Annotated in this window: 30 protein-coding genes and 1 tRNA gene; 30 read left to right on the top strand and 1 reads right to left on the bottom strand. The window is 37.1% G+C overall.

From position 1 onward, the window contains the following. Positions 1–198 precede the first annotated feature (198 nt). The 5 genes from J0J35_RS00100 to J0J35_RS00120 all read left to right on the top strand — a co-directional run bounded on the left by J0J35_RS00100 (position 199) and on the right by J0J35_RS00120 (position 3,049). On the top strand, positions 199–351 hold the full coding sequence (locus J0J35_RS00100) for a hypothetical protein (RefSeq protein WP_206916985.1): 153 nt from the start codon (positions 199–201) through the stop codon (positions 349–351). A gap of 81 nt (positions 352–432) precedes the next feature. Further along, positions 433–660, top strand: a complete 228-nt coding sequence (locus tag J0J35_RS00105) for a hemolysin XhlA family protein (protein ID WP_206916988.1) — start codon at positions 433–435, stop codon at positions 658–660. A gap of 3 nt (positions 661–663) precedes the next feature. Then, the gene (locus tag J0J35_RS00110) at positions 664–924 is read left to right on the top strand and encodes a phage holin (RefSeq protein ID WP_206916990.1); all 261 of its coding nucleotides are present in this window, start codon (positions 664–666) and stop codon (positions 922–924) included. Then, positions 921–1,988: a LysM peptidoglycan-binding domain-containing protein gene (locus tag J0J35_RS00115; protein ID WP_206916992.1), complete on the top strand. Its 1,068-nt coding sequence runs from the start codon at positions 921–923 to the stop codon at positions 1,986–1,988. Before J0J35_RS00110 ends, J0J35_RS00115 begins: the two co-directional genes overlap by 4 nt. Positions 1,989–2,086: 98 nt before the next feature. Then, the gene (locus J0J35_RS00120) at positions 2,087–3,049 is read left to right on the top strand and encodes a DUF3644 domain-containing protein (RefSeq protein WP_206916994.1); all 963 of its coding nucleotides are present in this window, start codon (positions 2,087–2,089) and stop codon (positions 3,047–3,049) included. Positions 3,050–3,223: 174 nt separating this feature from the next. Here J0J35_RS00120 and J0J35_RS00125 read toward each other — a convergent pair whose 3' ends face one another. Further along, on the bottom strand, positions 3,224–3,406 hold the full coding sequence (locus J0J35_RS00125) for a hypothetical protein (protein WP_206916996.1): 183 nt from the start codon (positions 3,404–3,406) through the stop codon (positions 3,224–3,226). Positions 3,407–3,656: 250 nt separating this feature from the next. Between J0J35_RS00125 and J0J35_RS00130 the strand changes: the two genes are divergently transcribed. From J0J35_RS00130 to grpE, 25 genes are all read left to right on the top strand, one after another. After that, complete coding sequence (locus J0J35_RS00130) at positions 3,657–3,848, top strand: hypothetical protein (protein WP_014024875.1); 192 nt, start codon at positions 3,657–3,659, stop codon at positions 3,846–3,848. Between the two features lie 334 nt (positions 3,849–4,182). Beyond that, positions 4,183–4,293 carry a hypothetical protein gene (locus J0J35_RS00135; RefSeq protein WP_207781255.1) on the top strand — a complete coding sequence of 37 codons (111 nt, stop codon included), beginning with the start codon at positions 4,183–4,185 and terminating at the stop codon, positions 4,291–4,293. 293 nt (positions 4,294–4,586) lie between these two features. After that, positions 4,587–4,660 (top strand) — tRNA-Ile (locus J0J35_RS00140). 746 nt (positions 4,661–5,406) lie between these two features. Then, positions 5,407–6,051 carry a CPBP family intramembrane glutamic endopeptidase gene (locus J0J35_RS00145; protein WP_206916998.1) on the top strand — a complete coding sequence of 215 codons (645 nt, stop codon included), beginning with the start codon at positions 5,407–5,409 and terminating at the stop codon, positions 6,049–6,051. 146 nt (positions 6,052–6,197) lie between these two features. Continuing rightward, positions 6,198–7,754: an ABC-F family ATP-binding cassette domain-containing protein gene (locus J0J35_RS00150; protein ID WP_019292098.1), complete on the top strand. Its 1,557-nt coding sequence runs from the start codon at positions 6,198–6,200 to the stop codon at positions 7,752–7,754. 165 nt (positions 7,755–7,919) lie between these two features. Continuing rightward, positions 7,920–9,095: an SLC13 family permease gene (locus J0J35_RS00155; protein ID WP_019292097.1), complete on the top strand. Its 1,176-nt coding sequence runs from the start codon at positions 7,920–7,922 to the stop codon at positions 9,093–9,095. Positions 9,096–9,152: 57 nt separating this feature from the next. After that, positions 9,153–9,791, top strand: coding sequence for a helix-hairpin-helix domain-containing protein (locus J0J35_RS00160; RefSeq protein ID WP_206917000.1), 639 nt, complete (start codon positions 9,153–9,155; stop codon positions 9,789–9,791). 19 nt (positions 9,792–9,810) lie between these two features. Beyond that, a complete protein-coding gene (locus J0J35_RS00165) occupies positions 9,811–12,021 on the top strand; it encodes a DNA internalization-related competence protein ComEC/Rec2 (RefSeq protein WP_206917001.1) in 2,211 nt (736 codons plus the stop codon). Between the two features lie 154 nt (positions 12,022–12,175). After that, positions 12,176–12,952, top strand: a complete 777-nt coding sequence (locus J0J35_RS00170; protein ID WP_165706438.1) for an alpha/beta hydrolase family protein — start codon at positions 12,176–12,178, stop codon at positions 12,950–12,952. 195 nt (positions 12,953–13,147) lie between these two features. Beyond that, a complete protein-coding gene (locus J0J35_RS00175; RefSeq protein ID WP_003135074.1) occupies positions 13,148–13,363 on the top strand; it encodes a F0F1 ATP synthase subunit C in 216 nt (71 codons plus the stop codon). A gap of 54 nt (positions 13,364–13,417) precedes the next feature. After that, positions 13,418–14,131, top strand: a complete 714-nt coding sequence (gene atpB, locus J0J35_RS00180) for a F0F1 ATP synthase subunit A (protein WP_004259176.1) — start codon at positions 13,418–13,420, stop codon at positions 14,129–14,131. Positions 14,132–14,144: 13 nt separating this feature from the next. Next, on the top strand, positions 14,145–14,651 hold the full coding sequence (gene atpF, locus J0J35_RS00185; RefSeq protein WP_004259173.1) for a F0F1 ATP synthase subunit B: 507 nt from the start codon (positions 14,145–14,147) through the stop codon (positions 14,649–14,651). Positions 14,652–14,665: 14 nt separating this feature from the next. Further along, positions 14,666–15,193: a F0F1 ATP synthase subunit delta gene (locus J0J35_RS00190; protein ID WP_019292093.1), complete on the top strand. Its 528-nt coding sequence runs from the start codon at positions 14,666–14,668 to the stop codon at positions 15,191–15,193. A 65-nt stretch (positions 15,194–15,258) separates the two neighbouring features. Beyond that, positions 15,259–16,767 carry a F0F1 ATP synthase subunit alpha gene (gene atpA, locus J0J35_RS00195; RefSeq protein WP_206917002.1) on the top strand — a complete coding sequence of 503 codons (1,509 nt, stop codon included), beginning with the start codon at positions 15,259–15,261 and terminating at the stop codon, positions 16,765–16,767. Between the two features lie 11 nt (positions 16,768–16,778). Beyond that, on the top strand, positions 16,779–17,660 hold the full coding sequence (locus J0J35_RS00200; protein WP_019292092.1) for a F0F1 ATP synthase subunit gamma: 882 nt from the start codon (positions 16,779–16,781) through the stop codon (positions 17,658–17,660). A 59-nt stretch (positions 17,661–17,719) separates the two neighbouring features. Next, entirely contained in the window at positions 17,720–19,129 is a 1,410-nt protein-coding gene (gene atpD / locus J0J35_RS00205; protein ID WP_004259151.1) for a F0F1 ATP synthase subunit beta, read from the top strand. Between the two features lie 17 nt (positions 19,130–19,146). Continuing rightward, positions 19,147–19,572, top strand: a complete 426-nt coding sequence (locus J0J35_RS00210; protein ID WP_019292091.1) for a F0F1 ATP synthase subunit epsilon — start codon at positions 19,147–19,149, stop codon at positions 19,570–19,572. A 185-nt stretch (positions 19,573–19,757) separates the two neighbouring features. Next, positions 19,758–20,429: a hypothetical protein gene (locus J0J35_RS00215; protein WP_206917004.1), complete on the top strand. Its 672-nt coding sequence runs from the start codon at positions 19,758–19,760 to the stop codon at positions 20,427–20,429. A 31-nt stretch (positions 20,430–20,460) separates the two neighbouring features. Further along, positions 20,461–21,282: a hypothetical protein gene (locus J0J35_RS00220; protein ID WP_206917008.1), complete on the top strand. Its 822-nt coding sequence runs from the start codon at positions 20,461–20,463 to the stop codon at positions 21,280–21,282. Positions 21,283–21,368: 86 nt separating this feature from the next. Then, entirely contained in the window at positions 21,369–22,286 is a 918-nt protein-coding gene (locus J0J35_RS00225; RefSeq protein ID WP_019335710.1) for an NAD(P)-binding domain-containing protein, read from the top strand. Between the two features lie 111 nt (positions 22,287–22,397). Beyond that, a complete protein-coding gene (locus J0J35_RS00230; RefSeq protein ID WP_019292087.1) occupies positions 22,398–23,102 on the top strand; it encodes a histidine phosphatase family protein in 705 nt (234 codons plus the stop codon). Next, complete coding sequence (locus J0J35_RS00235; protein ID WP_117517204.1) at positions 23,086–23,871, top strand: M15 family metallopeptidase; 786 nt, start codon at positions 23,086–23,088, stop codon at positions 23,869–23,871. Before J0J35_RS00230 ends, J0J35_RS00235 begins: the two co-directional genes overlap by 17 nt. Positions 23,872–23,902: 31 nt before the next feature. Next, on the top strand, positions 23,903–24,307 hold the full coding sequence (locus J0J35_RS00240; protein WP_061413578.1) for a hypothetical protein: 405 nt from the start codon (positions 23,903–23,905) through the stop codon (positions 24,305–24,307). A gap of 139 nt (positions 24,308–24,446) precedes the next feature. Continuing rightward, the gene (gene hrcA, locus J0J35_RS00245) at positions 24,447–25,484 is read left to right on the top strand and encodes a heat-inducible transcriptional repressor HrcA (RefSeq protein ID WP_017368864.1); all 1,038 of its coding nucleotides are present in this window, start codon (positions 24,447–24,449) and stop codon (positions 25,482–25,484) included. A gap of 3 nt (positions 25,485–25,487) precedes the next feature. Next, positions 25,488–26,060, top strand: a complete 573-nt coding sequence (gene grpE / locus J0J35_RS00250) for a nucleotide exchange factor GrpE (RefSeq protein WP_255538669.1) — start codon at positions 25,488–25,490, stop codon at positions 26,058–26,060. Positions 26,061–26,087 lie beyond the last annotated feature (27 nt).

Genomic DNA, 26,087 nt, shown 5'->3' on the forward strand with positions numbered 1-26,087 from the left:
CATCCGAGCGGTCATTGGTATAGATTATGCTCAAGTTCATCATCTGGCTACACGACTGTAACATAGCAAAATATCGGTTCAGCATTAATTGGTTCAACAACAATATATTATTGGAAACGTACTGCATAAAAAACATAAAAAATAGGAGAAATAAATCAGTTTCAGTTGAAATTACTTGATAAAACTAACTTTTAGAAATTGATTTTCGGAATTAGTGGTTCTTCGGCTTCTGCACCAAGTGGTTCTTATGCAATGGATACAGAACTAAGTGGAATTACAGTTGGAGATAACACTAATCATAACAACTGGCAACCATTCGAGACTGCCTATATTTGGAAACGTACAGCTTAGAACAACTCTATCGAAAGGCAGAGTTTTTATTAATGAAAGGAAAATACAAATTGGAGTATCAATTATTAGAAAGCAGGGGTTATGGAGGAAAAATCAGAAGAAGTTGTTGAGAGACTAGCACGAATTGAGACAAAACTAGATAATTATGGTTCAATTCGAGAAAAAGCTGAACAGGCTCACTTAATTGCTTTGAATAATGCAGAAGATATTAAAGAAATAAAGGCAAATAACAAGTGGGCTTGGGGTTATATGATTGCTTTAGGACTAGGATTTGTAAGTTATTTTTTAACAAAAGGAATCGGAGGGTAACCCGTGAATAAAATTAATTGGGAAGTACGTATTAAAAGTAAAACATTTTGGCTGGCAGCTGTGCCGGCTTTTCTTTTACTCGCACAAACTATTGGAGCCCCATTTGGTTATAAATGGGATTTTGTAGTTTTAAATCAACAGCTGGCAGCAATTATCAATGCTGCTTTTGGTTTATTGGCAATTATTGGTGTTGTGGTTGATCCCACGACTGCGGGAATTAAAGACAGTCAACGTGTAATGGAAAAAATGGAGGACAACAAATGAAAAAAATTATTAAAGCCACGACAATTGCAATTCTAGCTCTGACGAGTTTTGGAGCAACAAGCCAAGCGTTTGCAGCAGTAGGTGACCAAGGCGTGGACTGGTCAAAATATAACGGCTATCAAGGAAACTTTGGTTATGCCAATGACAAGTTCTCAATCGCTCAAATTGGGGGAACTTATGGCGGGTACTACGTGGACCAACTGACTTATAATAGCCAAGTTCAAAATACACTGGCACAAGGGAAACGTGCGCACACTTATATTTGGTATCAAGTAGGCGGATCTATTGAACTTTCAAAAGGCGTGCTTGATCGATACTTGCCACAAATTGCTACACCAAAAGGCTCTATTGTCGCTCTTGATTATGAGAGTGGGGCGAGTGGAAGTAAGCAGGCGAACACAGATGCTATTCTTTACGGAATGCGTCGTGTGAAAGAAGCAGGCTATACACCAATGTATTACAGCTATAAGCCTTATACAATTGCAAATGTGGACTACAAACGAATTATTAAAGAGTTTCCTGGATCACTTTGGATTGCGGAATATCCAAATTATGAAGTAACTCCAACACCAAACTGGAATTTCTTCCCAAGTATGGATGATATTGGCATTTTCCAATTTACCTCAACTTATGTTGCAGGTGGATTGGATGGTAATATTGACCTTACAGGTATCACGGATAATGGATATGATGGAAAAGTTCCTGATCCAGCACCGACACCAACACCAAATCCAGAACCTACTCCAACACCAAGTCCAAGCAAGAAAACTCACGTTGTACAATATGGCGACACACTGAGCAGCATTGCTTACAATTGGGGTACAAGCTGGCAAGAATTGGCCCGTCAGAACGCTTTGAGTAATCCTAACCTTATTTATGCAGGACAAGCAATCAGCTACTCAGGCGGCTCAAATGCGGCAACAGGCGGAACTTATACTGTACAATATGGAGATAATCTCTCAGTTATTGCACAACGTTTAGGAACAACAGTACAGCATCTTGTTTCAAGTAACGGCATTCAAAATCCTAACTTGATTTATGCAGGTCAAACATTAAATTATTAAGAAAAAGCACTTAGTCAATTGGCTAGGTGCTTTTTTTTTACAAACTCACATTATATGTATGCTATAATTTAATTAATGTAAATTAAATTGAGGGATATATGGCGAAAGAAGAATTATCAGAAAAATTAGTGGAAAAAAGTATTGAAGCTTTTATCATGGGGTTGGAAGTATACAATAAACCTACTATAAAATACAGAATTGAAGGATTTTCTTACTTTATAATTAATGCTTGGGAGCTTATGCTAAAAGCTGAATTACTTAATAGAGGTCAGTCAATATATTACAAGGGAAGCTCTAGAACCCTATCTTTTAATGATGTAGTAGAGAGAATTTATACCGATAAAAAGCAACCGTTACGCTTAAATCTTGAAAAAATTATTGAATTAAGAAATACGAGTACTCATTTTATTACAGAAGAATATGAAACCATCTATGCTCCCTTTTTTCAAGCAAATGTAGGAAGCTTTGCGATTCAAATAAACAGATTTCATGGAATAGATATTACTAAGCATATCGCACAGAATTTTTTAACATTATCAGTAAACGTTAATAGGCTTTCTACTGAAGAAGTTCGTGCAAAATATACAAGTGAAATGGCAGAAAAATTAATTACTGCTCAAGATGACAGCGATTTCTTAATGAAGAGTAATCCATCGAATGATTTATTTATCCCTCTCCGTCATGATTTCTTTATTACCAAAAATAAAAAAGAAGCAGATTTATTAGTTGGAGTAGATAATAAAGCAGAAGCAAAAATAAAGATTGTTAGACAACTGCAAGATCCTAATGATAAGTACAAGTTAACATATAATAATGTAATTAAAGCTGTAAATAAGCAGCTTAAATCTAAACAAATTCCATTTGAATATAAAACAAGTAAAGGAGTAAACGAGTTTAGTCAGCACGCATTGAAGACTTTTATACAATTTTATGATATAAAACGAGATGAAAAATTTGCCTTCTGCTTTGCAGGGGTATATAGATACTCGCAACAACTTGTAGATTTTATAATTGAAGAAATAGAAAAAGACGAGAAAATAATTTCTCGCCTTCTCCGTTGATAACCCCAGGCACATAGGAATTCTAAGCGAAATGCCTACTCCCATTCGGGAACCCAGTGGTAATCCTTCTCAAGTTATCTTTATATTAATTATAACAAAAAGAGTTGAAAAATCAACAGATTTGCTATAAATAAATAATGATTTATAAAAAAGAGCCAATATAGCTCTTTTCTTTTACCACTCTTCATCATAAGATTCACGATATCTTTTATCTATTGAATCTTCAATGAGTTGTTCTTCAGTAAATTTCTTTAGAGCCTCAGTCAACTCTCCAGTAGCGAATGCACCCCACTTCATCATTCCTCTATCATGGTAATTACGAATAGATTCATAAGGGCTATAAGAACGGTCAACCATAAATCACTCCTTTACACAAATATTGATATATTCGATGTTATATATAAAAATAACATCTAAATCAATGAAAAAAATTGAATTAGTCGATAATTTTTCTTTTTTTATATAAGGATTCAAGAAAATCTCTGTGCCCCTTTTTATAAAACAAGCTCAAAGATAGTTGATATATATGAAATAGTTATTAATTATTTATTAATAAAAAAATGAAGTTACAAGCAGACTAGCAATAATCTTATGTATAATAAAAAAGATGATGTTATCAATTAATCCCGATTATAATTTCGGAAAAATATATGGACCAATTAAAACTTTGATTAACAAATCATCTAATAAAAATCAAGCTGCTAACCTGATAGGATTTTCAAGTGCCGGTACAGTAGTCGATTTATTCCCAAAGAAGAAGAAAAAATCATATAAAATAAATAAGAATAATAAAAAATGATATACTCTTATTTAATAGTTCTTCGCCCTCCGGGGCGTTTTTCTTTTGCAAAAAAAATCCTACTAGCAGCGGACTAGTAGAATGATTTTAATAATGAAGGAGGTGGGAATTGAACCCACTAAATAAAAATATTCTCCCAACCATTTCGGGTTTCCTTCTTAATTGATAGTTTAAGAATACCAAAAAAAGATAGCGTTGTCAAAAGAAATGCTCTAAGCGTTATTGGCATATTTTACTTTTTTTGATTTAAGAATGAAGTGCTATAATATAACTATTCCAAAAAACTTTTCATAAGTTTATCCTAAGCGTCCCTCTCCTAACTGGGGCGCTTTTTTTGTGCTATAATATATTCGGGATAATTGTGGGATTTCATCCTATTTCTAGAGTTAAGCTGCTCTTCGGAGTGGCTTTTTTCATTTTCCGAATTAAACCAAATCGTCCGTAAAACCACAATATACGTTGATACATAGCAATTTAATCGTCCATAGATTCGCACATCTTTATTTTCCGAATTAAATCCAGTTGTTTAATTTTATGCAATATCTTCATTATCCCTGACCTCAGCAATATTTGGTATTATGCGGTTTGTGAGTTTGTGACCCTCATTTTTGATGGTCGCAAAATATGCTATAATGTAAGTGAGAGCTAATGACTCTCTGGGGCTTGCGAGTTTGCGGGCGAATGATATAGACCGCGTTTCACCTATGCTTAGCATGCGTACCAGTATGCGGTCGTCAAGGTTCTTTAGCTCAGTTGGTCAGAGCTAACGGCTCATAACCGTTCGGTCGCTGGTTCGAGTCCAGCAAGAACCATATGAAAAGATTTGAATTTGTTTATAAATTACTTGCGACTTTGCTTATCGTATTAGCACTATTTCTTCAGTATTTTACAGAATATAAATCTGTAAGCCGGATTATATTGGTCATTATTTTAATAACTGTTTTGATTAGATCATTTTTCCGAACCGTGAAAAATAAAGATTATGCTATAATAAGTTTCTGTTCTTAATAGGTAGATCTCTATGACAATAGGGATTTTTCTGTTATACTCTAAGTACACAATTTAGTTATTTCAATTTATCCCTACACTCTGTGGGGATTTTAATTTAGGGGGCAAAAAAGGGGCATAAGTATAAAACTTTAGTATATTTTCCACAATTTGTGGAAAAAGTTTGATATTTACGAAGCTTTACATAATCAACTTTTATAACTTTCTACTATTATAATAGTAGAAAAATTAGATTGGAGGGTTCAATCGGTTAAAGAAAAAGCAAAGCTTTTTCCCGATTGAATCAGCAGATAGAGATTTTCATAAGAAAATCATCACTCGTATCGGTTAAAGAAAAAGTAAAGCTTTTTCCCGATTGAATCAGCTCTCAGACACCTTGTCTGAAACAATCTCAATATCAAACTAAAAACTCCTTATATAAGGAGTTTTTTTAGAATTGTTATATAATTTCAATACAAAAACATCTTATATCAATAAAAATATATTGACAATCGATAATTAATCTTATAAAATAAGTCCATCAATATTTATGAAAATTAGGAGTAGAACTATGGAAGTAAAAAGCAAGGAGATAATAAAAGCACTAATTGGCTTCGGTCTTCTTTATATCGGATTTTATCTTATGGGATCTGTAAATTTACATATCGGTCTTTTTCAAGAGTTGACATTGCTAGTATTTAGCCTTTTAGCTGCTGCACTTATCTTTAAAAACTCCGCACTGGAATGGTTTAGAAAGCCAGAAGGTAAGTATCTTAAAATAATTATTCTTTGCTTTTTTGCAAATGTTATTTGGTCATTTATTGGTGGAGCTTTGGTGCAGATAATCTTTGGCTTAGCCGGAAATCATGGCAACGAGGCCATTGGAAATCTAGCGCTCCTACCTTTTGTACCTTTTATGCTGATGGGAGAAGAACTTTTTTCGATAACTCTTCTGGAAACTTTTCGTAAAAAATTTGCTTGGCCGACATGGATTAGTACCTTGCTGACAGCTTTTATTTTCGGTATGGTTCATTTTCAAACTTATTTTGGCGGAGATGTACTAAGAACAATTGTTCAAATCTTACTCGTGCAGGGAGCTGGCCGTTTGATATTTAACTATGCTTATCTGAAAACAAAATCAATCTGGACTTCTTGGACAGTGCATCTTATCTTTGATATTGTTATGTTAACAGTACCTCTTTTTTTACAGAAATAGTAAGCTGATCCTCTGGATCAGTTTTTACTTATCTGAACAAAATAATAAATGAGGAATAATCTTTACTTAAGGGTATACTCAACTTCCTACTTTTAACTTTTTGTGTTAAACTATTAAACAGTATGTAAAAAAGAAAGAGCTGTAATATGAGTATTATCAATGTAAAAAATTTATCGCATGGCTTTGGTGAGCGCGTGATTTTTGAAAATGTGTCTTTCCGTCTTCTTAAAGGCGAACATGTCGGGCTGGTCGGTGCGAATGGTGAAGGTAAATCCACCTTTATGAATATCATCACAGGAGCTTTACAACCCGATGAAGGTAAAGTAGAATGGTCAAAAAAAGTTCGCGTGGGTTACTTAGATCAACATGCAGTCTTACAAAAAGGGCAAACAATCCGTGATGTTCTTTCAAGTGCCTTTCAGTATCTTTTTGATATTGAAGCGGAAATTAATGATCTGTATTTGAAAATGGGAGATGTGACTCCCGAAGAAATGGATCAACTTTTGGAAGAAGTCGGCGAACTACAAGATATTCTAGAGCAAAGTGATTTTTATCAAATTAACTCTAAAGTGGAAGAAATCGGGCGCGGACTTGGTCTTCATGAAATCGGCTTTGAGCGAGATGTTGAAGATCTGTCTGGTGGCCAACGTACCAAGGTTCTTTTGGCAAAACTCTTGCTGACAAAACCCGAAATCCTGATGTTGGATGAGCCAACAAACTATTTGGATGAAGAGCATATTGCATGGCTTAAGCAGTATCTCTTAGATTATGAAAATGCCTTTATCTTAATCTCGCATGACATTCCTTTCTTAAGTTCTGTTATTAACATCATTTACCATATGGAAAATGGTTCCTTAGATCGTTATGTTGGCAATTACGAAGCCTTCCAGTCTGTCTATGAAATGAAGAAAAAACAAGAATTGGCCGCATATAAACGCCAGCAATCAGAAATTGCAGATCTTAAAGATTTTGTTGCACGAAATAAAGCACGTGTTGCGACACGAAATATGGCAATGTCCCGTCAGAAAAAACTAGATAAAATGGACATGATTGAATTAAGTGCAGAGCGACCAAAACCGCAATTTGATTTCAAAAAAGGTGCAACTTCAAGTAAACTTATTTTTGAGACTAAAGATTTAGTTATTGGATATACGGAGCCTTTGTCACGCCCACTCAACTTACGGGCTGAGCGCGGCCAGAAGATAGTTTTTACAGGGGCAAACGGGATTGGTAAAACAACTCTCTTGCGCAGCATTTTGGGAGAAATACAAGCCATTGACGGAGAAGTTCAACGTGGTGAAAAATTAGAAATTGGTTATTTTGAACAAGAAGTGAAAAGTGACAATGGGAAAACATGTTTGGAAGAGATTTGGGATACTTTCCCGGCAATGAACCAAGCGGAAGTTCGGGCTGCATTGGCACGTTGTGGCTTAACAAAAAAACATATTGAAAGTAAAGTTGCGGTTTTAAGTGGTGGTGAAAAAGCTAAAGTTCGCTTGTGTAAATTAATGAATGCTGAAAGTAACGTTCTTGTCCTTGATGAGCCAACCAATCATTTGGATGTGGATGCCAAGGATGAACTCAAACGTGCCTTACAAGAATATAAGGGAACAATTCTTTTAATTTCACATGAACCAGAATTCTACCAAGATGTTGCAACTGAGACTTGGAATTGTGAATCTTGGACGACAAAAGTACTGTAAACAGTACTTTTTATTTATTTAAAGTAACTTTTTTAGAACCGATAATCCTTGCTGTATTTTTTCTTCTAAAAAAAAATCCGTTTTTTTATAATCTTTTTCGTAATTTCATGGAAAAAAGTTGTATAATTGTAGGAGTGCAATTAATCAGTTTTTTAAGGAGAAAACATGGAACAGCAAATCACAAGAAAGCCAGACAATGCTTTCAAAAAGTTGACCCAGTTTTTTATTGTTGATAAGGTCTTTCTTGTATCGTTTATTATCGCCGTTATTTCAGTGAGTATGGGCGGAATACAGACTGAATTTTTTGATAACAAAGTCATTGTAACTGTTTTTGGTTTAATGTTAGTTATTGCTGGTTTTCGATCTACTGGTATTTTGTCCTATATGGGCCAAACATTGGTTAAAAGAAGTAAAACAACGCGTCAGCTTGTACGATTCACCACAATGCTGGCCTTCTTTTTTGCCGTATTTTTTACTAATGATCTCACCATATTGACGATTTTACCGCTTTACTTGACGATTACTCGAGAAATAAAAAATCGTAAGTCTGTTTACATTGGAGCCGCGATGATTGTACCTGCTTGTCATACAGGCTCAAGTCTTTTACCGCAAGGTAATCCTCACAATCTTTATTTATATTCTTTTTATCAAAACCCAGCACATCATTTGGGGCAGTCATTGACAAATTTAGAATTTTTTAAAGGAACAGGATTACTATGGCTCGCAGGCTTTCTGCTCTTGAACTTGGCTTGCCAATTTATTGACAACGAACCCTTGGTCATTGAAACAAAAGTAAACAAGTTTAATCGATTAGAAACCTCAATCTTTATTGCTTTAATGATTTTAATGGCCGCAGCTGTATTTGGTTATGTTAACTTTTATCTTGCTGTAGCTATTGTTGCTGTAATTGTTCTTTTCTATCGCCCCGAACTTTTTAAGGGTGTTGATTACCATTTACTTCTTACCTTTGTTTTCTTCTTCTTGATTGTAGGAAATATCGCAAATATTCAAGTACTTACGGACTTTATTAGCAATACCTTTGTTGGCCCACAGATGTCCTTCTTAGGCACAGTCTTTATGAGCCAGATTATCTCTAATATCGCAGCACCAATTCTTATATCACCTTTTACTCCTCATGCCGTTTCTGTCGTTATCGGAGCAGATATTGGAGGTATAGGGACGATGGTAGCTTCAATGGCAACGTTGATTGCCTATAAAATCATTCGCGTTCAAGCACGTGGTGAAACGGCAGGATTTGTAAAATACTTTGCCTTAGTAAATGCTGGTTTTCTTGCTGTTTTAGTAGTTGTAGGTTTGATTATCGTGAGTTTTGGAATTTAAAAAAGTTTTTATAAAAACATGCAGTGAAAAACTGCATGTTTTTTCGTATTTAGAACTATGAAAAAAATATCAGAATATGTAAAAGAAAATTGGAAAATCGCTGTTGGAATTGTTTTGGCATTGACTATTTTAGGGGCTTTTTATTGGAATAAAAAAGTTTTAGATATCCCAAAGCAAGAAGAAAAGCATTCCGAGTGGGCGGAGCTGAGCAAGGAAAAAGAAGCTACAGGAAAGAAAAAAGAAGAAAAAGAAGCAGATGAGAATGAAATCGTCGTTGATGTCAAAGGCGCTGTCAAAAAGCCAGGCATCTACAAGTTATCCTCCAAAAAGCGTGTATCTGATGCAGTAGCAAGTGCTGGGGGCTTTACAGAAGAAGCAGAAAGGAAGGGAATAAATCTGGCAAAAAAATTACAAGATGAAGCAGAGGTCTATGTTCCAGTGAGAGGAGAAACAGATACAAATCACTTGTTAGAAACCAAAGATAATACCAGTAAAACAGCTGAAAAAATTAATATTAATACAGCTGATTTAACTGAATTGCAGCAGCTTAGTGGTGTAGGAGCAAAAAAAGCGCAAGATATTCTGGATTACCGTTCTGAAAATGGTTCTTTTGAGTCAGTGGAAGAATTGACCAAGGTAAGTGGCTTTGGTCCTAAAACATTAGAAAAGTTAAAAGAAGCAATCACTGTAGATTAAGAAAGGCTCTGGCAGTTAGATGAAACAAAAATTTACGCTTATCTATTTAGTATATCTCTTAGTTTTTGTTTATTTTCTTATTTTCAGTTTTTCATGGCCTTTACTTATTCTTAGTTTGTTTAGTCTCTTCATCGCTTTTTATCGTCAATACTATAGTTTGTTAGCCCTTTTACTGTGCTTTAGTTTCTTCTTACTCATGGTAAAAAAAGAGACAGAAGTACAGGAAATACAACAACCAGAAAAAATTTCGAAGATTACCCCTTATATGGATACTCTTCAAGTGAATGGAAACAGACTCAGTTTCAGGGGAGAAGTGAACGGAAGAGATTTCCAAGCTTTTTACACATTGACTTCGGAAAAAGAAAAAGAATACTTTAAAAATCTTAGGATAAAGGGGATTTTTTACATTGAAGGCACATTAGAGATACCAGAAGAGCAAAGAAACTTTTCAGGTTTTGATTACAGAAAGTATTTAAGGACGCAAGGTATTTCCCGACTTCTTAAAATAGAAAAAATTGAAGGATTTGAAGAAAAACATGACTTTGATTTACGGCTGGAACGCCGAAAAGCCATTCTTTGGACACAAGAACATTTTCCTTCTCCCATGTCGTCCTATATGACAGGGCTTCTTTTTGGTTGGTTGGATAAAGACTTTGAAGAAATGGGGGAGCTTTATACTAGCCTCGGTATTATCCATTTATTTGCCCTGTCAGGGATGCAGGTGAATTTTTTTATTGAACTTCTTCGAAATATTTTATTAAGGCTAGGTTTATCAAGAAAGTTGGTCTATTTTATCCAAATTCCCTTTTCGATATTTTATGCTTTTCTTACTGGCTTATCTCTCTCAATCTTACGTGCGCTTCTTCAAAAAAATATACCTATTAAAAATTCAAGCGATAGATTTTCTATCACTTTTCTTCTTTTAATGATATTCAGTCCATATTTCCTACTGACAACAGGAGGACAACTGACGATGCTCTATTCTTTCTTAATCACATTTTTTTCACAAAAATTCAATGAACTAAAAGGATTAAAAAGAGCATTACTTGATTCTACTGTTCTAGCTGTTGGGGTACTTCCGCTTTTGATTTTTCACTTCCATTCTTTCCAACCATTATCGATTATATTGACTTTATTATTTAGTCTGATTTTTGATTTTTTACTTTTGCCAGGTTTACTTTTTGTCTTTCTCCTTTCTTTATTCGGCATTGATCTTACATTACTTAATCCTTTTTTTATTATTTTAGAATCAATAGTAAGACTGGTTGGCAGTTTATTTGATAAACCGATTGTATTTGGCAAACCAAATCTTATTTTTTTACTTTTGCTTTTTATGCTAAGTGGACTTGCACTCGATTTTTACAGAAAAAGAAACTGGAACTTAGTTGTAATAATTGTTCTTTTCTTTCTTTTTTTCCTTGTTAAGAATCCTAAACACCCAAGCATTACAATGGTAGATGTGGGCCAAGGAGACAGTATTCTCTTGCAAGACAGGTGGAACAGTCAAAATATCTTAATTGATACTGGCGGTAGATTAAAAATAAGAGCTGATGAGCAGTGGAAGGAGGGAATTTATAAGAGCAATGCTGAAAGTACACTTCTACCTTATCTGAGAGCGAGTGGAGTGAGCAAAGTAGATGTTCTGATTGTGACACATCCAGATGAGGATCATATTGGAGACTTGGAGAGTGTAGCTCAGAAAGTACCAATAAAAAATATTTATGTCTCAGCTAGTGCATTAGAGAAGAAAAATTTTGTTAAAAAACTAAGCAGCTTAAAAAGTCAGATTCACATTGTGCAAGAGGGAGACAAGCTCCCCATATTTAACAGTTATCTCCGGTTTCTAACGACAGGAGGTGAAGGAAAAAGCGATAATGATAATTCTTTAGTGACGTTTGGTGAATTTTATGGGAAGAAATTTCTTTTTACAGGTGACTTAGAAGAAGAGGGAGAGGTTAAACTCCAGAAAGAATATCCACATTTAGAGGTTGATATCCTAAAAGTTGGACATCATGGCAGTAAGACTTCTACAAAGGAAGGTTTTTTAGAAGCGATTAAGCCTAAGGTTGCTCTTATTTCTGCTGGAAAGAATAATCGATATAAACATCCGAGTCAAGAAACGCTTCACCAATTAACTGCACGAGGAATAAAAATTTATCGGACAGACCAGCAAGGAGCAATCCGTCTCCTTTATAAAAAAGGCACTTGGCAAATTCAAACAGTAAAGTAAGTTCGGGTACAAAAAATGTTACATACTATATGACAAAACAGCGTTGCTTTTTGATTGAATAGCAATGAGAATAAGGCGATATGTAATAATTCTTATGTTATAATAGTAGGAAACGTTTACTTGAATCATAAAAGTAAACGGGATGGGAGGAAAAATGGCTATTATAAATATTGAATATTACTCCGAAGTACTGGGGATGAATCGTAAGTTTAATGTGATTTATCCAGAAGCTAGTAAAACAGGTGTAAAAGATGGAAAAGATATTCCAGTGCTTTATCTATTGCATGGGATGTCTGGAAATGAAGATTCATGGCTTATAAGAACGGGGATTGATCGTTTGATTCGTCATTCTCAACTTGCCATTGTCATGCCTTCAACTGATTTGGGCTTCTATACTAATACTAATTATGGTATGAGATATTTTGATGCAATTGCAAAGGAATTGCCACAAGTGGTACATAATTTCTTTCCTAACTTGAGCAGCAAGAGAGAAAAGAATTTTATCGCAGGTTTGTCGATGGGAGGTTATGGCGCATTCAAGCTGGCTTTGGCTACGAAAAACTTCAGTTATGCAGCAAGCTTATCAGGAGCGTTAGATATGACTGACCTAAAAGAACAAAGCGCTGAGAATGAAGCTTATTGGACCGGAATTTTTGGCGACCTTGATCACTTTAATGATAGTGAAAATAGTATTCTCTATCTTGCAGAACATCATGAAGGTGAAAAGCCCAAGCTTTACAGTTGGTGTGGGGAACAAGATTATCTTATTTCTGGAAATAATAGAGCGGCTCAACTTCTTGAGGAAAAAGGCTTTGACCTTTGTTATGAAAAATCGCCGGGTACACATGAATGGTACTATTGGACTAAACAAATCGAGACCGTTTTAAAATGGCTTCCTATTGATTATAAGGAAGAAGAACGTCTAAGTTAAACAGCTTAAAATTAAAATATAAAACCTTGAAACTTAAATAAATCCTAAAGAAAACGTTTGCTCAAAAAAGGCCGAACGATTTATAGAAAAATGTTTGATAATCTTAGGTTAAGTTTTGACAAACGGATTGAATAGGACTATAATTTCATAGTAATAAAAATTTGCGAAAAATCGCACATAGAAAGAGGTCATTAAATGACAACAATCTCAATTGAAGCTCTTAAAGCAGTAGCTATTGGTATTAGTGCACTTGGTGCCGCTATCGGTGATGGACTTATTGTTTCAGCATTTATTAATGCTGTTGCACGCCAACCAGAAATGGAAGGCAAACTCCGCGGAAGTATGTTCCTTGGTGTTGCCTTTGCCGAAGGTACATTCTTCATCGCCTTAGCTATGGCTTTCTTGTTCTAAAAATCGTTGATTTAACTTTTATACTCAACAATTATTTAGAAAGGAAGACTAGCTATGGAATCAACATGGACTTTTAATGTTGGGCCAGTAACTTTTGACGGAGTCATTCTATATATGACAGCTTTGACCGTTTTAATTGTCTTTGGTCTGATTTATTGGGCAAGTCGCAATATGCAACTGAAGCCTACAGGTAAGCAAAACGTCCTTGAGTGGGTAGTTGACTTTATTAATGGCATCGGACGTGAAAATCTAGGTGCTAAAGAGTCACCAAAGTATGCCCTCATGAGTTTTACACTCTTTTCTTTCCTTTTGATTTCGAATATTATTGGGCTAGTTACTAAAATCACTGCACCGGGTGACATCAGCTTATGGCGCTCTCCAACAGCAAACTCAACAGTTGACTTGACTTTAGCAGTCTTAGTCATTGTACTCGCCAATACCCTTGGTGTGAAACAGTTTGGCTTTAAAGGCTATATTAAAAATGCCTTTTGGAAAGAACCTAAAGCAATGCTTCCGATGACTATCATGGAAGAGTTTACAAATGCCCTTTCTATGGGACTTCGTCTTTACGGTAATATCTTTGCCGGAGAAGTTCTTCTAGGGATTATTGCTGGAATGATCGATTCTGGTTGGTTTATTCTTCCTGTGACATGGATTTTAGCAATGGCTTGGATAGCATTCTCAATCTTTATTTCATCTCTTCAGGCTTATGTATTTGTTCTTTTGACAAATCTTTACATTAGCCACAAAATTTTAGCAGAACACTAGGAAAGGAGTAGAAATGCTTACTACATTATTAGAAACTGCTCCGAATACAGTTCTTGGTAATATTATCGTTGTCAGCGGTGCATTCATCATCTTGCTGATCTTGGTTCGTAAATTTGCGTGGGGTGCTATTACAGGTATCTTTGAAGAACGTGCAAATAAAATCAACAACGATATTACAACTGCAGAACTGTCAAAAAAAGAAGCAGAAACATTATTAGCGCAACGTGAAAATGAACTTGCAGGTTCTAAAGAAGAAGCTGCCAACATTATCCAAACTGCCAATGATACAGCTAAACAAAATCGTGCAAATATCTTGGCAACAGCCAATGAAGAAGCTGCGAATGTGAAAAAACGTGCCCAAGAAGATATTGAACAAGAACGCAAAGAAGCGCTCAGTTCAGTTAAAGGGGATGTTGCTGATATTTCAGTACAAATTGCTGAAAAACTCATCGGTCAATCTTTGGATTCACAAGCACAATCAGAACTTATTGACAGCTATATTGCTAAGCTTGGCGAATAGGGGGTTGGTTGAAAATGACAACAGTCAATTCTCAAAAATACAGTAAAGCCTTGCTTGAAGTTGCAGAGGAACAATCTCAATTAGAAGTTATTCTTTCTGAGGTTAACGAACTGACACAACTTTTTAAAGAAGATGATCTTGCTTCTTTCTTCGGAACGGAAGTATATTCTACAGCAGCAAAATCAGAAGTTATTGACAGTATCAAAGAAAATTCATCACCACTGATGAAAAATTTCCTTGATACTGTTCGTGCAAACGGACGATTAGCTGATTTAGCAGAAATTCTTGCTGAAATTAAAAATACAGCAGATGATATGTTTAGAATTGCTGATGTAGAGGTCATTTCAAGCGTGAAATTAACCGAAACACAAATCGAAAAATTTGTTGCTCTCGCTAAATCGAAATTTGATTTGAACGAAGTAACAATCGTGAACACAGTAGATGAAAAGATTGTCGGTGGATTTATTGTAAATTCACGTGGAAAAATCATTGATGCTTCTGTCAAATCACAATTGGCAAAAATTGCCAAAGAGATTCTCTAAGAATCTCCTTTGAGAAAAAATTCTCAGCCATTTAACATGAAAACTCAGAAAGGAGCAAAATACATTTGGCAATCAAAGCGAATGAAATCAGCTCACTGATTAAACAACAAATTGAAAATTTTACACCAGATTTTGAAGTTGCTGAAACTGGTATCGTCACTTATGTTGGTGACGGTATCGCCCGTGCTTACGGCCTTGAAAATGCGATGAGCGGAGAGCTTGTCGAGTTTGACAACGGCGTATATGGTATGGCGCAAAACTTAGACAGTACAGACGTTGGTATTATCGTACTTGGTGATTTCCTTAGCATCCGCGAAGGAGATACAGTAAAACGTACAGGTAAAATCATGGAAATTCAAGTCGGTGAAGAACTCATCGGCCGTGTTGTAAATGCACTTGGACAACCCGTTGATGGCTTAGGCGATATCAATACAGGTAAAACACGTCCTGTTGAGGCTCCAGCTTCAGGTGTTATGCAACGTAAATCTGTTTCAGAACCACTCCAAACTGGACTTAAAGCTATTGATGCACTTGTACCAATCGGTCGTGGTCAACGTGAGTTGATCATCGGTGACCGTCAAACAGGTAAAACATCTGTAGCTATCGATGCAATTCTTAACCAAAAAGGTAAAGACATTATCTGTATTTACGTTGCCATTGGTCAAAAAGAATCGACAGTTCGTACACAAGTTGAAGCACTCCGTAAACTTGGAGCAATGGATTATACAATCGTTGTAACAGCTTCAGCATCACAACCTTCACCATTACTTTATATTGCACCTTATGCGGGTGCAGCTATGGGTGAGGAATTCATGTACAATGGTAAACACGTTCTGGTTGTTTATGATGATTTATCTAAACAAGCCGTGGCTTACCGTGAACTTTCACTCTTGCTCCGTCGTCCACCAGGTCGTGAAGCTTACCCAGGGGATGTATTCTACCTCCACTCACGTCTTTTGGAACGTGCGGCACAATTGAGCGATGACTTAGGTGGTGGTTCAATGACAGCCTTGCCTTTCATTGAGACACAAGCCGGAGATATCTCTGCCTACATCGCTACAAACGTTATCTCAATCACAGATGGACAAATCTTCCTCGAAAACGACCTTTTCTATTCAGGTATTCGTCCAGCCATCGATGCCGGATCTTCTGTATCACGTGTTGGTGGTGCCGCTCAAATCAAGGCAATGAAAAAAGTTGCCGGAACACTCCGTTTGGACTTGGCATCATTCCGTGAACTTGAAGCATTTACACAATTCGGTTCTGACCTTGATGAAGCAACACAAGCTAAATTGAACCGTGGTCGTCGTACAGTTGAAGTCTTGAAACAGCCGTTACACAAACCATTGGCTGTTGAAAAACAAGTTCTTATTCTTTATGCATTGACACATGGCCATCTTGATGATGTTCCCGTAGAAGATATTCTCGATTTTGAAGAAAAAATGTTTGATTTCTTCGATGTCAACTATGCTGAACTTTTACAAGTCATCACAGATACTAAAGATTTGCCAGATGAAGCAAAACTTGACGATGCAATCAAAGCCTTCAAGAAAACTACAAATTACGTTAAATAAGGAGGTTCATTATGGGCGCTTCACTTAGCGAAATTAAATCAAAAATTGCTTCAACCGAAAAAACAAGTCATATCACTGGTGCCATGCAAATGGTATCTGCAGCGAAATTGCAAAAATCAGAAAAGATTGCGAAAACTTATCAGGTTTATGCAGATAAGGTGCGTCAAGTGACAACCGACTTGGTTGCTGCAGATCGTGGCCCTTCTAAAAATCCGATGATGACTAAACGTCCCGTTAAGAAAACAGGATATTTAGTTATCACTTCGGATCGTGGCCTTGTAGGAGGTTACAACTCTAATATCTTGAAGTCAGTCATGAATAAATTACGTGAAAAACACCAGGGACCAGAAGAATATTGTATTCTTGCTTTAGGTGGGACAGGAGCAGATTTTTTCCGCTCTCGTAACGTAGAATTATCTTACGAATTACGTGGTTTGACTGACCAACCAAGTTTTGAAGAAGTTCGTGAAATTGTACGTCAAGCTGTATCTCGCTATCAAAATGAAGAGTTTGATCAACTCTATGTTTGCTACAATCACCATATCAATTCATTGACAAGTGAAGCACGCATGCAAAAAATGCTTCCGATTACATTTGATGAATCAGAGGAACCAGAAGATGAAGCACCAGTATCATTGGTGAGTTTCGAACTGGAACCAAGCCGCGAAGCTATTTTAAATCAACTTTTACCTCAATATGCTGAAAGCATGATCTATGGTGCGATTGTTGATGCTAAAACAGCTGAACATGCTGCTGGTATGTCCGCAATGCGTACAGCTACAGATAATGCTAAAACAGTGATTAACGATCTGACAATACAATATAACCGCGCGCGTCAAGCAGCAATTACACAAGAAATTACGGAAATTGTTGCAGGAGCCTCAGCGCTTTAAGCATGTGGTAACCTTTCTTAAAGAATTAAAGACAGAAAAATAAACTAGGAGGAAAAATATTGAGTTCTGGTAAAATTACTCAGGTCATTGGTCCCGTTGTCGACGTTGAATTTGCGTCAGGCGCGACTCTTCCTGAGATTAATAACGCACTCATCGTTTATAAAGATGTAGACGGCGTTAAAACTAAAATCGTCCTTGAAGTGGCGTTGGAACTTGGTGATGGTGCCGTACGTACCATCGCTATGGAATCAACTGATGGCTTAACACGTGGACTTGAAGTTCTCGATACAGGTAAAGCAATCAGCGTACCTGTCGGTCAAGAAACACTTGGACGTGTCTTCAATGTACTTGGAGATGCTATCGATGGTGGCGAAGCGTTTGCTGAAAATGCAGAACGCAGTCCTATCCATAAAAAAGCGCCATCTTTTGATGAACTTTCAACAGCAAATGAAATTCTTGTTACAGGGATTAAAGTTATTGACTTACTTGCCCCATACCTTAAAGGTGGTAAGATTGGCTTGTTCGGGGGTGCCGGAGTTGGTAAAACCGTTCTTATCCAAGAATTGATTCACAACATTGCCCAAGAACACGGTGGTATTTCCGTATTTACTGGTGTTGGGGAACGTACTCGTGAAGGAAATGACCTTTACTGGGAAATGAAAGAATCAGGCGTTATTGAAAAAACAGCCATGGTCTTCGGTCAAATGAATGAGCCACCTGGAGCACGTATGCGTGTTGCTCTTACTGGTTTGACAATTGCTGAATATTTCCGTGATGTAGAAAAACAAGACGTTTTGCTTTTCATTGATAATATCTTCCGTTTCACCCAAGCCGGTTCAGAAGTATCTGCCCTCTTAGGACGTATGCCATCAGCCGTTGGTTACCAACCTACGCTTGCAACCGAAATGGGTCAACTTCAAGAACGTATCACTTCAACAAAACAAGGTTCTGTAACTTCTATCCAAGCGATTTATGTCCCAGCCGATGACTATACTGACCCTGCGCCAGCAACAGCCTTCGCTCACTTGGATGCAACAACAAACTTGGAACGTCGTTTGACACAAATGGGTATCTACCCAGCCGTTGATCCATTGGCTTCTTCATCACGTGCGCTTACACCTGAAATTGTTGGTGAAGAACACTATGCAGTAGCTATGGAAGTACAACGTGTGCTCCAACGTTATAAAGAATTACAAGATATCATTGCTATTCTTGGTATGGATGAATTGTCTGATGATGAAAAAGTATTGGTTAACCGTGCACGTCGTATCCAATTCTTCCTCTCACAAAACTTTAACGTTGCCGAAACATTTACTGGTGTACCAGGATCATATGTACCAATTGAAAAAACTGTTGAAGATTTCAAAGCGATTCTTGACGGTAAATACGATTCAATCCCAGAAGATGCTTTCCGTGGTGTAGGTCCAATCGAAGACGTTCTTGAAAAAGCTAAAAAAATGGGTTATTAAGATAGGAGGTTGCTGAAATGAGTGAAAATGTCATGGCTATTCAAGTCATCACTCCTGCGGGTGTCGTTTATGATCACCATGCAACCTACATTCTTGCGCATACGATTGGTGGAGATATGGGGATTTTACCCAACATGATTTCCACAATCGCTGGTTTACAAATCAGTGAACTTAAGGTGCGCCGTCCTGATGATGTGAAGCACGTTGATTATATTGCTGTTAATGGCGGTATTATTGAAGTGAAGGATAGTATGATTACAGTGATCGCAGACTCTGCTGAGCGTAATCGTGATATCGATGTTCCACGTGCCGAACGTGCAAAACTTCGTGCTGAAAAAGAGCTTGAAGAAGCTAAAGCGGCACATAAGACTGATGAAGCTAAACGTGCCGAAGTTGCACTTCATCGCGCGATTAACCGATTGAATGTATCGAAACACAATTAATAAAAGAATAAAAAACATCCTTAGGATGTTTTTTTGTTATTTAATATAAATGTAACAAAAAACAGCAATTTAAAATGTTAAAATGTAAATAATAAGTCTTTTTTACTGTTTGATGAATAAATAGTTACGGATAATGGGTTTTTGGAACAATTTAGAAATGTAGTATTGAGAAGAGAGAGGGAATTATGGGAAAGGAGGAAAGTGTGGCATTGGATCATTGCCAAGAACTGATGGAAATAGTCGAAACAATAGAAGACAAACTCCATCAACTTGAAGTTATAAAGATCGAATTTCGTCAAGAAATTCAGTACAAAATTAATTACCGCTCGGCTTTACTTGCGTTCAGCTTTCCTGTCCTTATCTTAGCTTTTTATATTATAAACGATTTTTCTTTTATACATGGTCATGGGCAACTGGATCGTTCCGCTTTAGAAACCTTCTTAATCACGTTTATGTTGAGCTTTGCCTTATGGGCTCTGGGAATTTTTCTAAATGATATTTTCAAAAAGATATTTGGAAGTAATACACTTCCCATTGGGCGAAAAGCTCTTGTTAAGCAACTTTTTCCTAAATACAATCAAAAAAGTCAATGTCTGATTGATAGTCTAGAGGAATCGTTGGGATCTGAGACATTAATAAGTACTGAACTCCCTGAAAAGTATCTGAATGTCAAGAGCTTGAACTATATTATTGAGGTATTAAGTGTAGAAGATGTTCAAACTTTGCATGAAGCAGTTGAACTATTAGAGCTAGAAATAAAAAATTCTCGTGTTGAGCAAAGTTTAATGGCTGAGCCAAGTATCCGTCGAGCGCAAGAAGCGATAGCAACCCAGCATACGTTCAAACAAGGTGTATAGTAGAAATAATGAGAAAGGAGGCAAAAAGCGAATGAGAAAGAAAAGATATTGTATAATTTTAGCAACCACCATAGTATTAGGGCAAACAATCATTCTGAACCCGAGCCAAGCTTATTCTGCATCAGTTTCACGTGTCCAAGCCGAAGAACTGCAGGACAAAAGTGCCAATAATTCATTAACCGAGGAAGCAAATACAGGCGGTGGATCGACAACACCTGAAAACCCTCAGCCTATTACGCCGACAATGCCTCCGATCGTTCCAGAAACACCAGATATTACACTTCCGCCAGTAACCATAGGTGAACCTGTTCCTATCACACCAACAGTCCCCATAATTCCGGATAATACTCTTCCTTTGGTACCTGTAGGCGAACCTGTGCCGATTACACCTACAGCACCTCCAATTGTACCAGAGCAGCCGGATAATAGTTTACCTTCAATTTCACTCACAACACCAGAAAAAGTAGAGGTACAGAACCCGGAGTCGGATACAGAAAGAGATCAACCTCTTAAAAATATGGAAGCACATAATCAAGATAAAAAGGATACAACAGAAGTTACCCCAGCAGAAACTATAAAGCCACAAGAAATAGAAAATAAGAATACAACTACTCAAGTTTCTACCAAAGGAGAACTTCTTTATACCTGGGGGGAAGCAAATATCCCACTGATGTCACAACATACCTCTATCAATTCACTTGATGATGCGGATAAGGATGCTGTAACGCGTAAACATGCCATAGCTGTGCATGCAGCTGGGACAGGAGGAGTAGTTACAGGAATAGGGACCTCTGTACTCCTTCTCGGAATCCTCAAGAAAGCCAGTTGGCTAAAACAAATCTTTGGTAAATAAAAAAAAATCTCTGAAAAAAGGGATTTTTTTTGATACAATGAAACAAACAATGAGGAGAAATCCTCTAAAATTTAAAGGAGATTCAGATGCGTAAAGTAGGTATAATTGGGTTAGGGAATGTCGGAGCAATGATTGCTCAAATGATTGTTCAAGCAGGCTATGTTGATGAATTAGTCCTTATTGATAAAAATACTGCAAAATCTAAAGCGGAAGCTTTTGACATGCTTGATGCAGCTAGCCTACTCAATAGTCATACAAAGATTACTGTCGGCGATTATCCAGACCTTTCTGATGCAGAAGTCGTTATTTCTGCTTTGGGCCATATCAAAGCTCTTGATGCCCAAGATCGTTTCCAAGAGTTGAAAATTAATACACCCATGGTCAAAGCAGTGGCAGATGAAATTAATGCTTCAGGCTTTAATGGTGTTTTCTTAATCGTAACCAACCCTAATGACGTGATTGCACAGCTTTATTCACAAGCTCTTAACCTTCCCAAAAACCAAGTTTTTGGAACAGGAACATATTTAGATTCGGCTCGTTTGCACCGTTATATTGCTGAAGAAGCAGGTGTAGATGCGAGAAGTGTGAGCGGCTATATGCTTGGTGAACATGGTGATTCACAATTTGCAGCGTGGTCAACAGTAAATATTGGTGGCGTACCATTTGAAAAAACAGCAGTGACAAACAATTTTGACCTTGAAAAAATCGAAGATTCAGCACGCCATGGCGGTTTTGTCGTATATGAAGGAAAGGGCTATACGAACTTTGCTATTGCTGCAGCTTCAGTGAGTCTAATGAATCTCATTTTATCTGATGCCAAAGCAGTTGTGGTCTGCTCGCATTACGATGCTGAACTTGATGCGTATTTGTCAACGCCAGCACTTGTTGGACGCGATGGTGCACAAGCTTATCCTGGATTTATCGAAAGCATCAGCAAAGAAGAAGCGGATAAATTGAAAGACTCAGCACGTGAGATTCAAGAAAAAATCAAAAAATTTAGCTAAAAATAGCCTATAGATAGAAAATCTCTTATATAAGAAGAGGTTTTTTTCTCTGTTCAATTGCTTTGAAATAAAGTATAATTAAAGATATATAATAGAAGATAAGGTGAGTTCATGGTTGAGGTTTATTTAGTAAGACACGGAAAAACAATGTTTAATACAATCGGCAGAGCCCAAGGTTGGTCGGACACACCGCTCACTGCTGAAGGTGAACGTGGTGCTATGGAACTAGGGCTAGGCTTCAAAGCTAAAGGGTTGAAGTTTGATCGAGCTTATTCTTCTGACTCTGGCAGAACAATACAAACGATGGGCTTTATCTTGGAATACTCCGAGAATAAAGATATTCCTTATAAGATGGACAAGCGTATTCGTGAATGGTGTTTTGGTTCTTTTGATGGGGGATATGATGGCGAACTCTTTGATGGGGTTCTTCCTATTATCTTTGCTGAAAAAGGTATGCAAGAGACAGGGAAGTTCCCTTCAGATGAAGAACTAGCGCGTGCTATTTATGAAGTCGATACTGCAGGATGGGCGGAAACTTGGGAAGAACTCTCTGGACGTATTATGAATGGCTTTTCTGATATGGCAACTGAAGCAGAAGCAGCGGGAGCGAAAAATATCGTCATAGTTAGTCATGGGATGACGATTGCAAGCTATATCAAAATGCTTCGTCCAGATAAAGAACGTCCGCATAATTTGGATAATGGTTCCGTGACACATCTGACTTTTGAAAATGGAAAATTTGAAGTAGGAGATATCGGATCAATGGAGTATCGCAAACTTGGAGCAGAAATCATAAAAAATGCAAAGAAGAACTAAAAAAAGAAAACTCAAAAAAAGTAGAGTAATTGGAAGTTTCATTATTCTCTTGGTCTTCATTGGACTATGTGTATTTGCTGTAAGTAAACTCAAGACACAAGTCACGAAAAAAACGGCTGAGCCAAGACAAACTTCACCTTCAAGTTCGCCATCTGAAAGTAAGGCAACTGATTTACCGGAAGCTCATCGTTCTGACTGGAATCTTGTTCTGGTAAACAGGGAAAATCCAAAAGAGGAACTCTCCCCAGAGCTTACAACTGTTGGCACTGTGCAGGTTGATCAACGTATCGCAGATGCTCTTGTTAAATTTTTAGCAGCAGCGCAAGCTATTGATCCCTCAGAACACTTGATTTCGGCATATCGCTCAGTGGCTTATCAAGAACAACTCTTCAATACTTATGTGGAAAATGAAATGGTTGGTGCTGCAGGATCAGTCAATAACACAGGGCAACCTATATCTCGTGAGCAAGCTGAAACTAATGTTAAGACTTATTCACAGCCTGCAGGTAGCTCAGAGCACCAAACAGGCTTAGCTGTTGATATGTCGACAGTAGATGCTTTGAACCAAAGCCCTGAAGATGTAGTCGCACAAGTGAAGAAAATTGCACCTGAGTACGGTTTTGTACTACGTTTCCCGGAAGGCGGAAAAGCATCCACTGGTGTGGATTATGAGGATTGGCATTTTCGTTATGTAGGTGTGGATAATGCCAAATATATGACAAAACACAACCTTACACTTGAAGAATATTTGAAGTTATTGCCCCAGTAAAATAAAGGGCGTTAAAAGGAGTCACACAACAATGTTGAATAAAGCCTACTTGATTTTATATGCTAATATTGCCTTATTTCTCTATACTTTAATGATTATTGCACAACGGCTTTTAGCATCACCCAATACCTTTACGACGGTTTTTCAAAATACAAGCCGCACAATAACGGGATTTATCAATAAAACTCTGGCTCCAGTAGCCCAATGGCAAAATATAATAGAAATACTCTTGGTCTTCCTTCTCATCTTACTCATACTCCGCTTTTTCAGTGTGGGACTATGGATTTTAGAGATAGCGGCTGTGCTGGTAATTGTTGATTGGGGCTATCAATATCTCATGCATCAGCAAAATCTAGCGCTATTATTTCCACTAGCTGTCATGCTTGTTAGTCTCTTTAGCATCCGTTTCATTGCTAAAGAAGTAGGATTTATTTAAAAAAACCAAAAATTAGCACTCTATAAAAAAGAGTGCTAATTTTTGGTTTTATTGCTTGACAAGATAGGAGATAAGGGTTATAATAATATTGTTAGCACTTGAGGGTGGTGAGTGCTAAAAGCGAAGAAAGGAGACAAAGATGATTACAGAACGGCAACAACAGATTTTGGATTTGATTGTCTCACTTTACGCTAAAGAGCACACACCCGTTGGTTCTAAAGCTTTATTGGAACAGATTAAAGCATCAAGTGCGACAATCAGAAATGATATGAAAGCCTTGGAAAATCTTGGACTCATTCAAAAAGAACATACATCAAGTGGGCGTGTTCCTAGTATTTCAGGTTACAAATACTTTGTAGAAAATGTATTGCGCTTGGAAGAATTTACACAAAATGATCTTTTTCAAATTATGAAATCCTTTGATGGTGAGTTTTATCGCTTATCGGATTTATTTGAAAGAGCAAGTGAAGTTCTCTCAAGATTGACCGGCTTAACTTCTTTCGTACTTAATGTTCCTCAGAAAGAGCAAGTCTTACAGTCCTTTGAACTTGTCACTTTAGATAATCACTCGATGTTGACAGTGATGACCTTAGCGACAGGCGAACTTCGGACAAATCAGTTTGTACTCCCCAAAAGTATGAGTGAACATGACTTGCAAGTCTTTACACGGTTGATTAAAGAACGTTTAGTGGGTAAGAAAGTTCTTGATGTGCATTATGCGTTGAGGACGGATATCCCACAGATAGTACAGCGTTACTTTAAAACAACTGGTGATGTCTTGGAGCTCTTTGAATCCGTCTTTGCAGATTTGTTCACAGAGCATTTGACAAGTAGCGGACGTGAATATGTCTTTGATTTTGCCACAGACAATCTTTCTGAGCTTTATAAAATTTTAAGCGATGATACACGTATGGCTCAAGAAATACGAGAATTAACAAGTACAGATGAGATGCGTTCGGTTGTCATTGACAATATGTCTTATTTTGCTAACCTAACGTTGATCAGTCAAAAGTTTGTTATTCCATATCGTGGTTTAGGAACGCTGACAGTCATTGGTCCTGTAGAACAAGATTATCAGAAAACCTTGAGTACACTGGACTTACTTGCGAAAGTCTTAAGTATGAAACTCATGGACTACTATCGTTACCTTGATGGTAACCATTATGAGATAAGTTAATATATGAAATTATTTAAAAGAAAAGGAAACAATATGGCTGAAGAAAATAAAGAAGAATTAAAGAAAAAAGATCAGGAAGAAGAAGTTGTCGAAGAGATTACTGAAGAAGCACTTGAAGATATCGTCGAAGAAGAAGTTTCTGAGCTTGATGCAGCTGTAGCAAAGGCTGAAGAATGGGAAAATAAATTTCTCCGTATCAGTGCAGAAATCCAAAATATTCAACGCCGTGCCAACGAAGAACGTTCTAGTATCTTGAAATATCGCTCACAAGATTTGGCGAAAAAGATTTTGCCAAGCTTAGATAACTTGGAGCGTGCACTTGCTGTTGAAGGATTAACAGAAGATGTCAAAAAAGGTTTAGAAATGACACGAGAAAGCTTGATCAACGCACTTAAAGAAGAAGGCGTTACAGAGGTCAAAGCAGACGGAGCCTTTGATCCAAACTTCCATATGGCTGTGCAAACTGTCCCAGCTGATGATGAGCATCCTGCAGATCATGTCGTTCAAGTCTTCCAAAAAGGCTACCAAATCCATGATCGTATCCTTCGTCCAGCAATGGTCGTTGTTGCACAATAAGAAACAATAAGTGACCGAAATGTCCTT

Origin of the sequence: Lactococcus sp. LG606 (genome assembly GCF_017309645.1) — a bacterium.
Classification (GTDB): domain Bacteria; phylum Bacillota; class Bacilli; order Lactobacillales; family Streptococcaceae; genus Lactococcus; species Lactococcus petauri.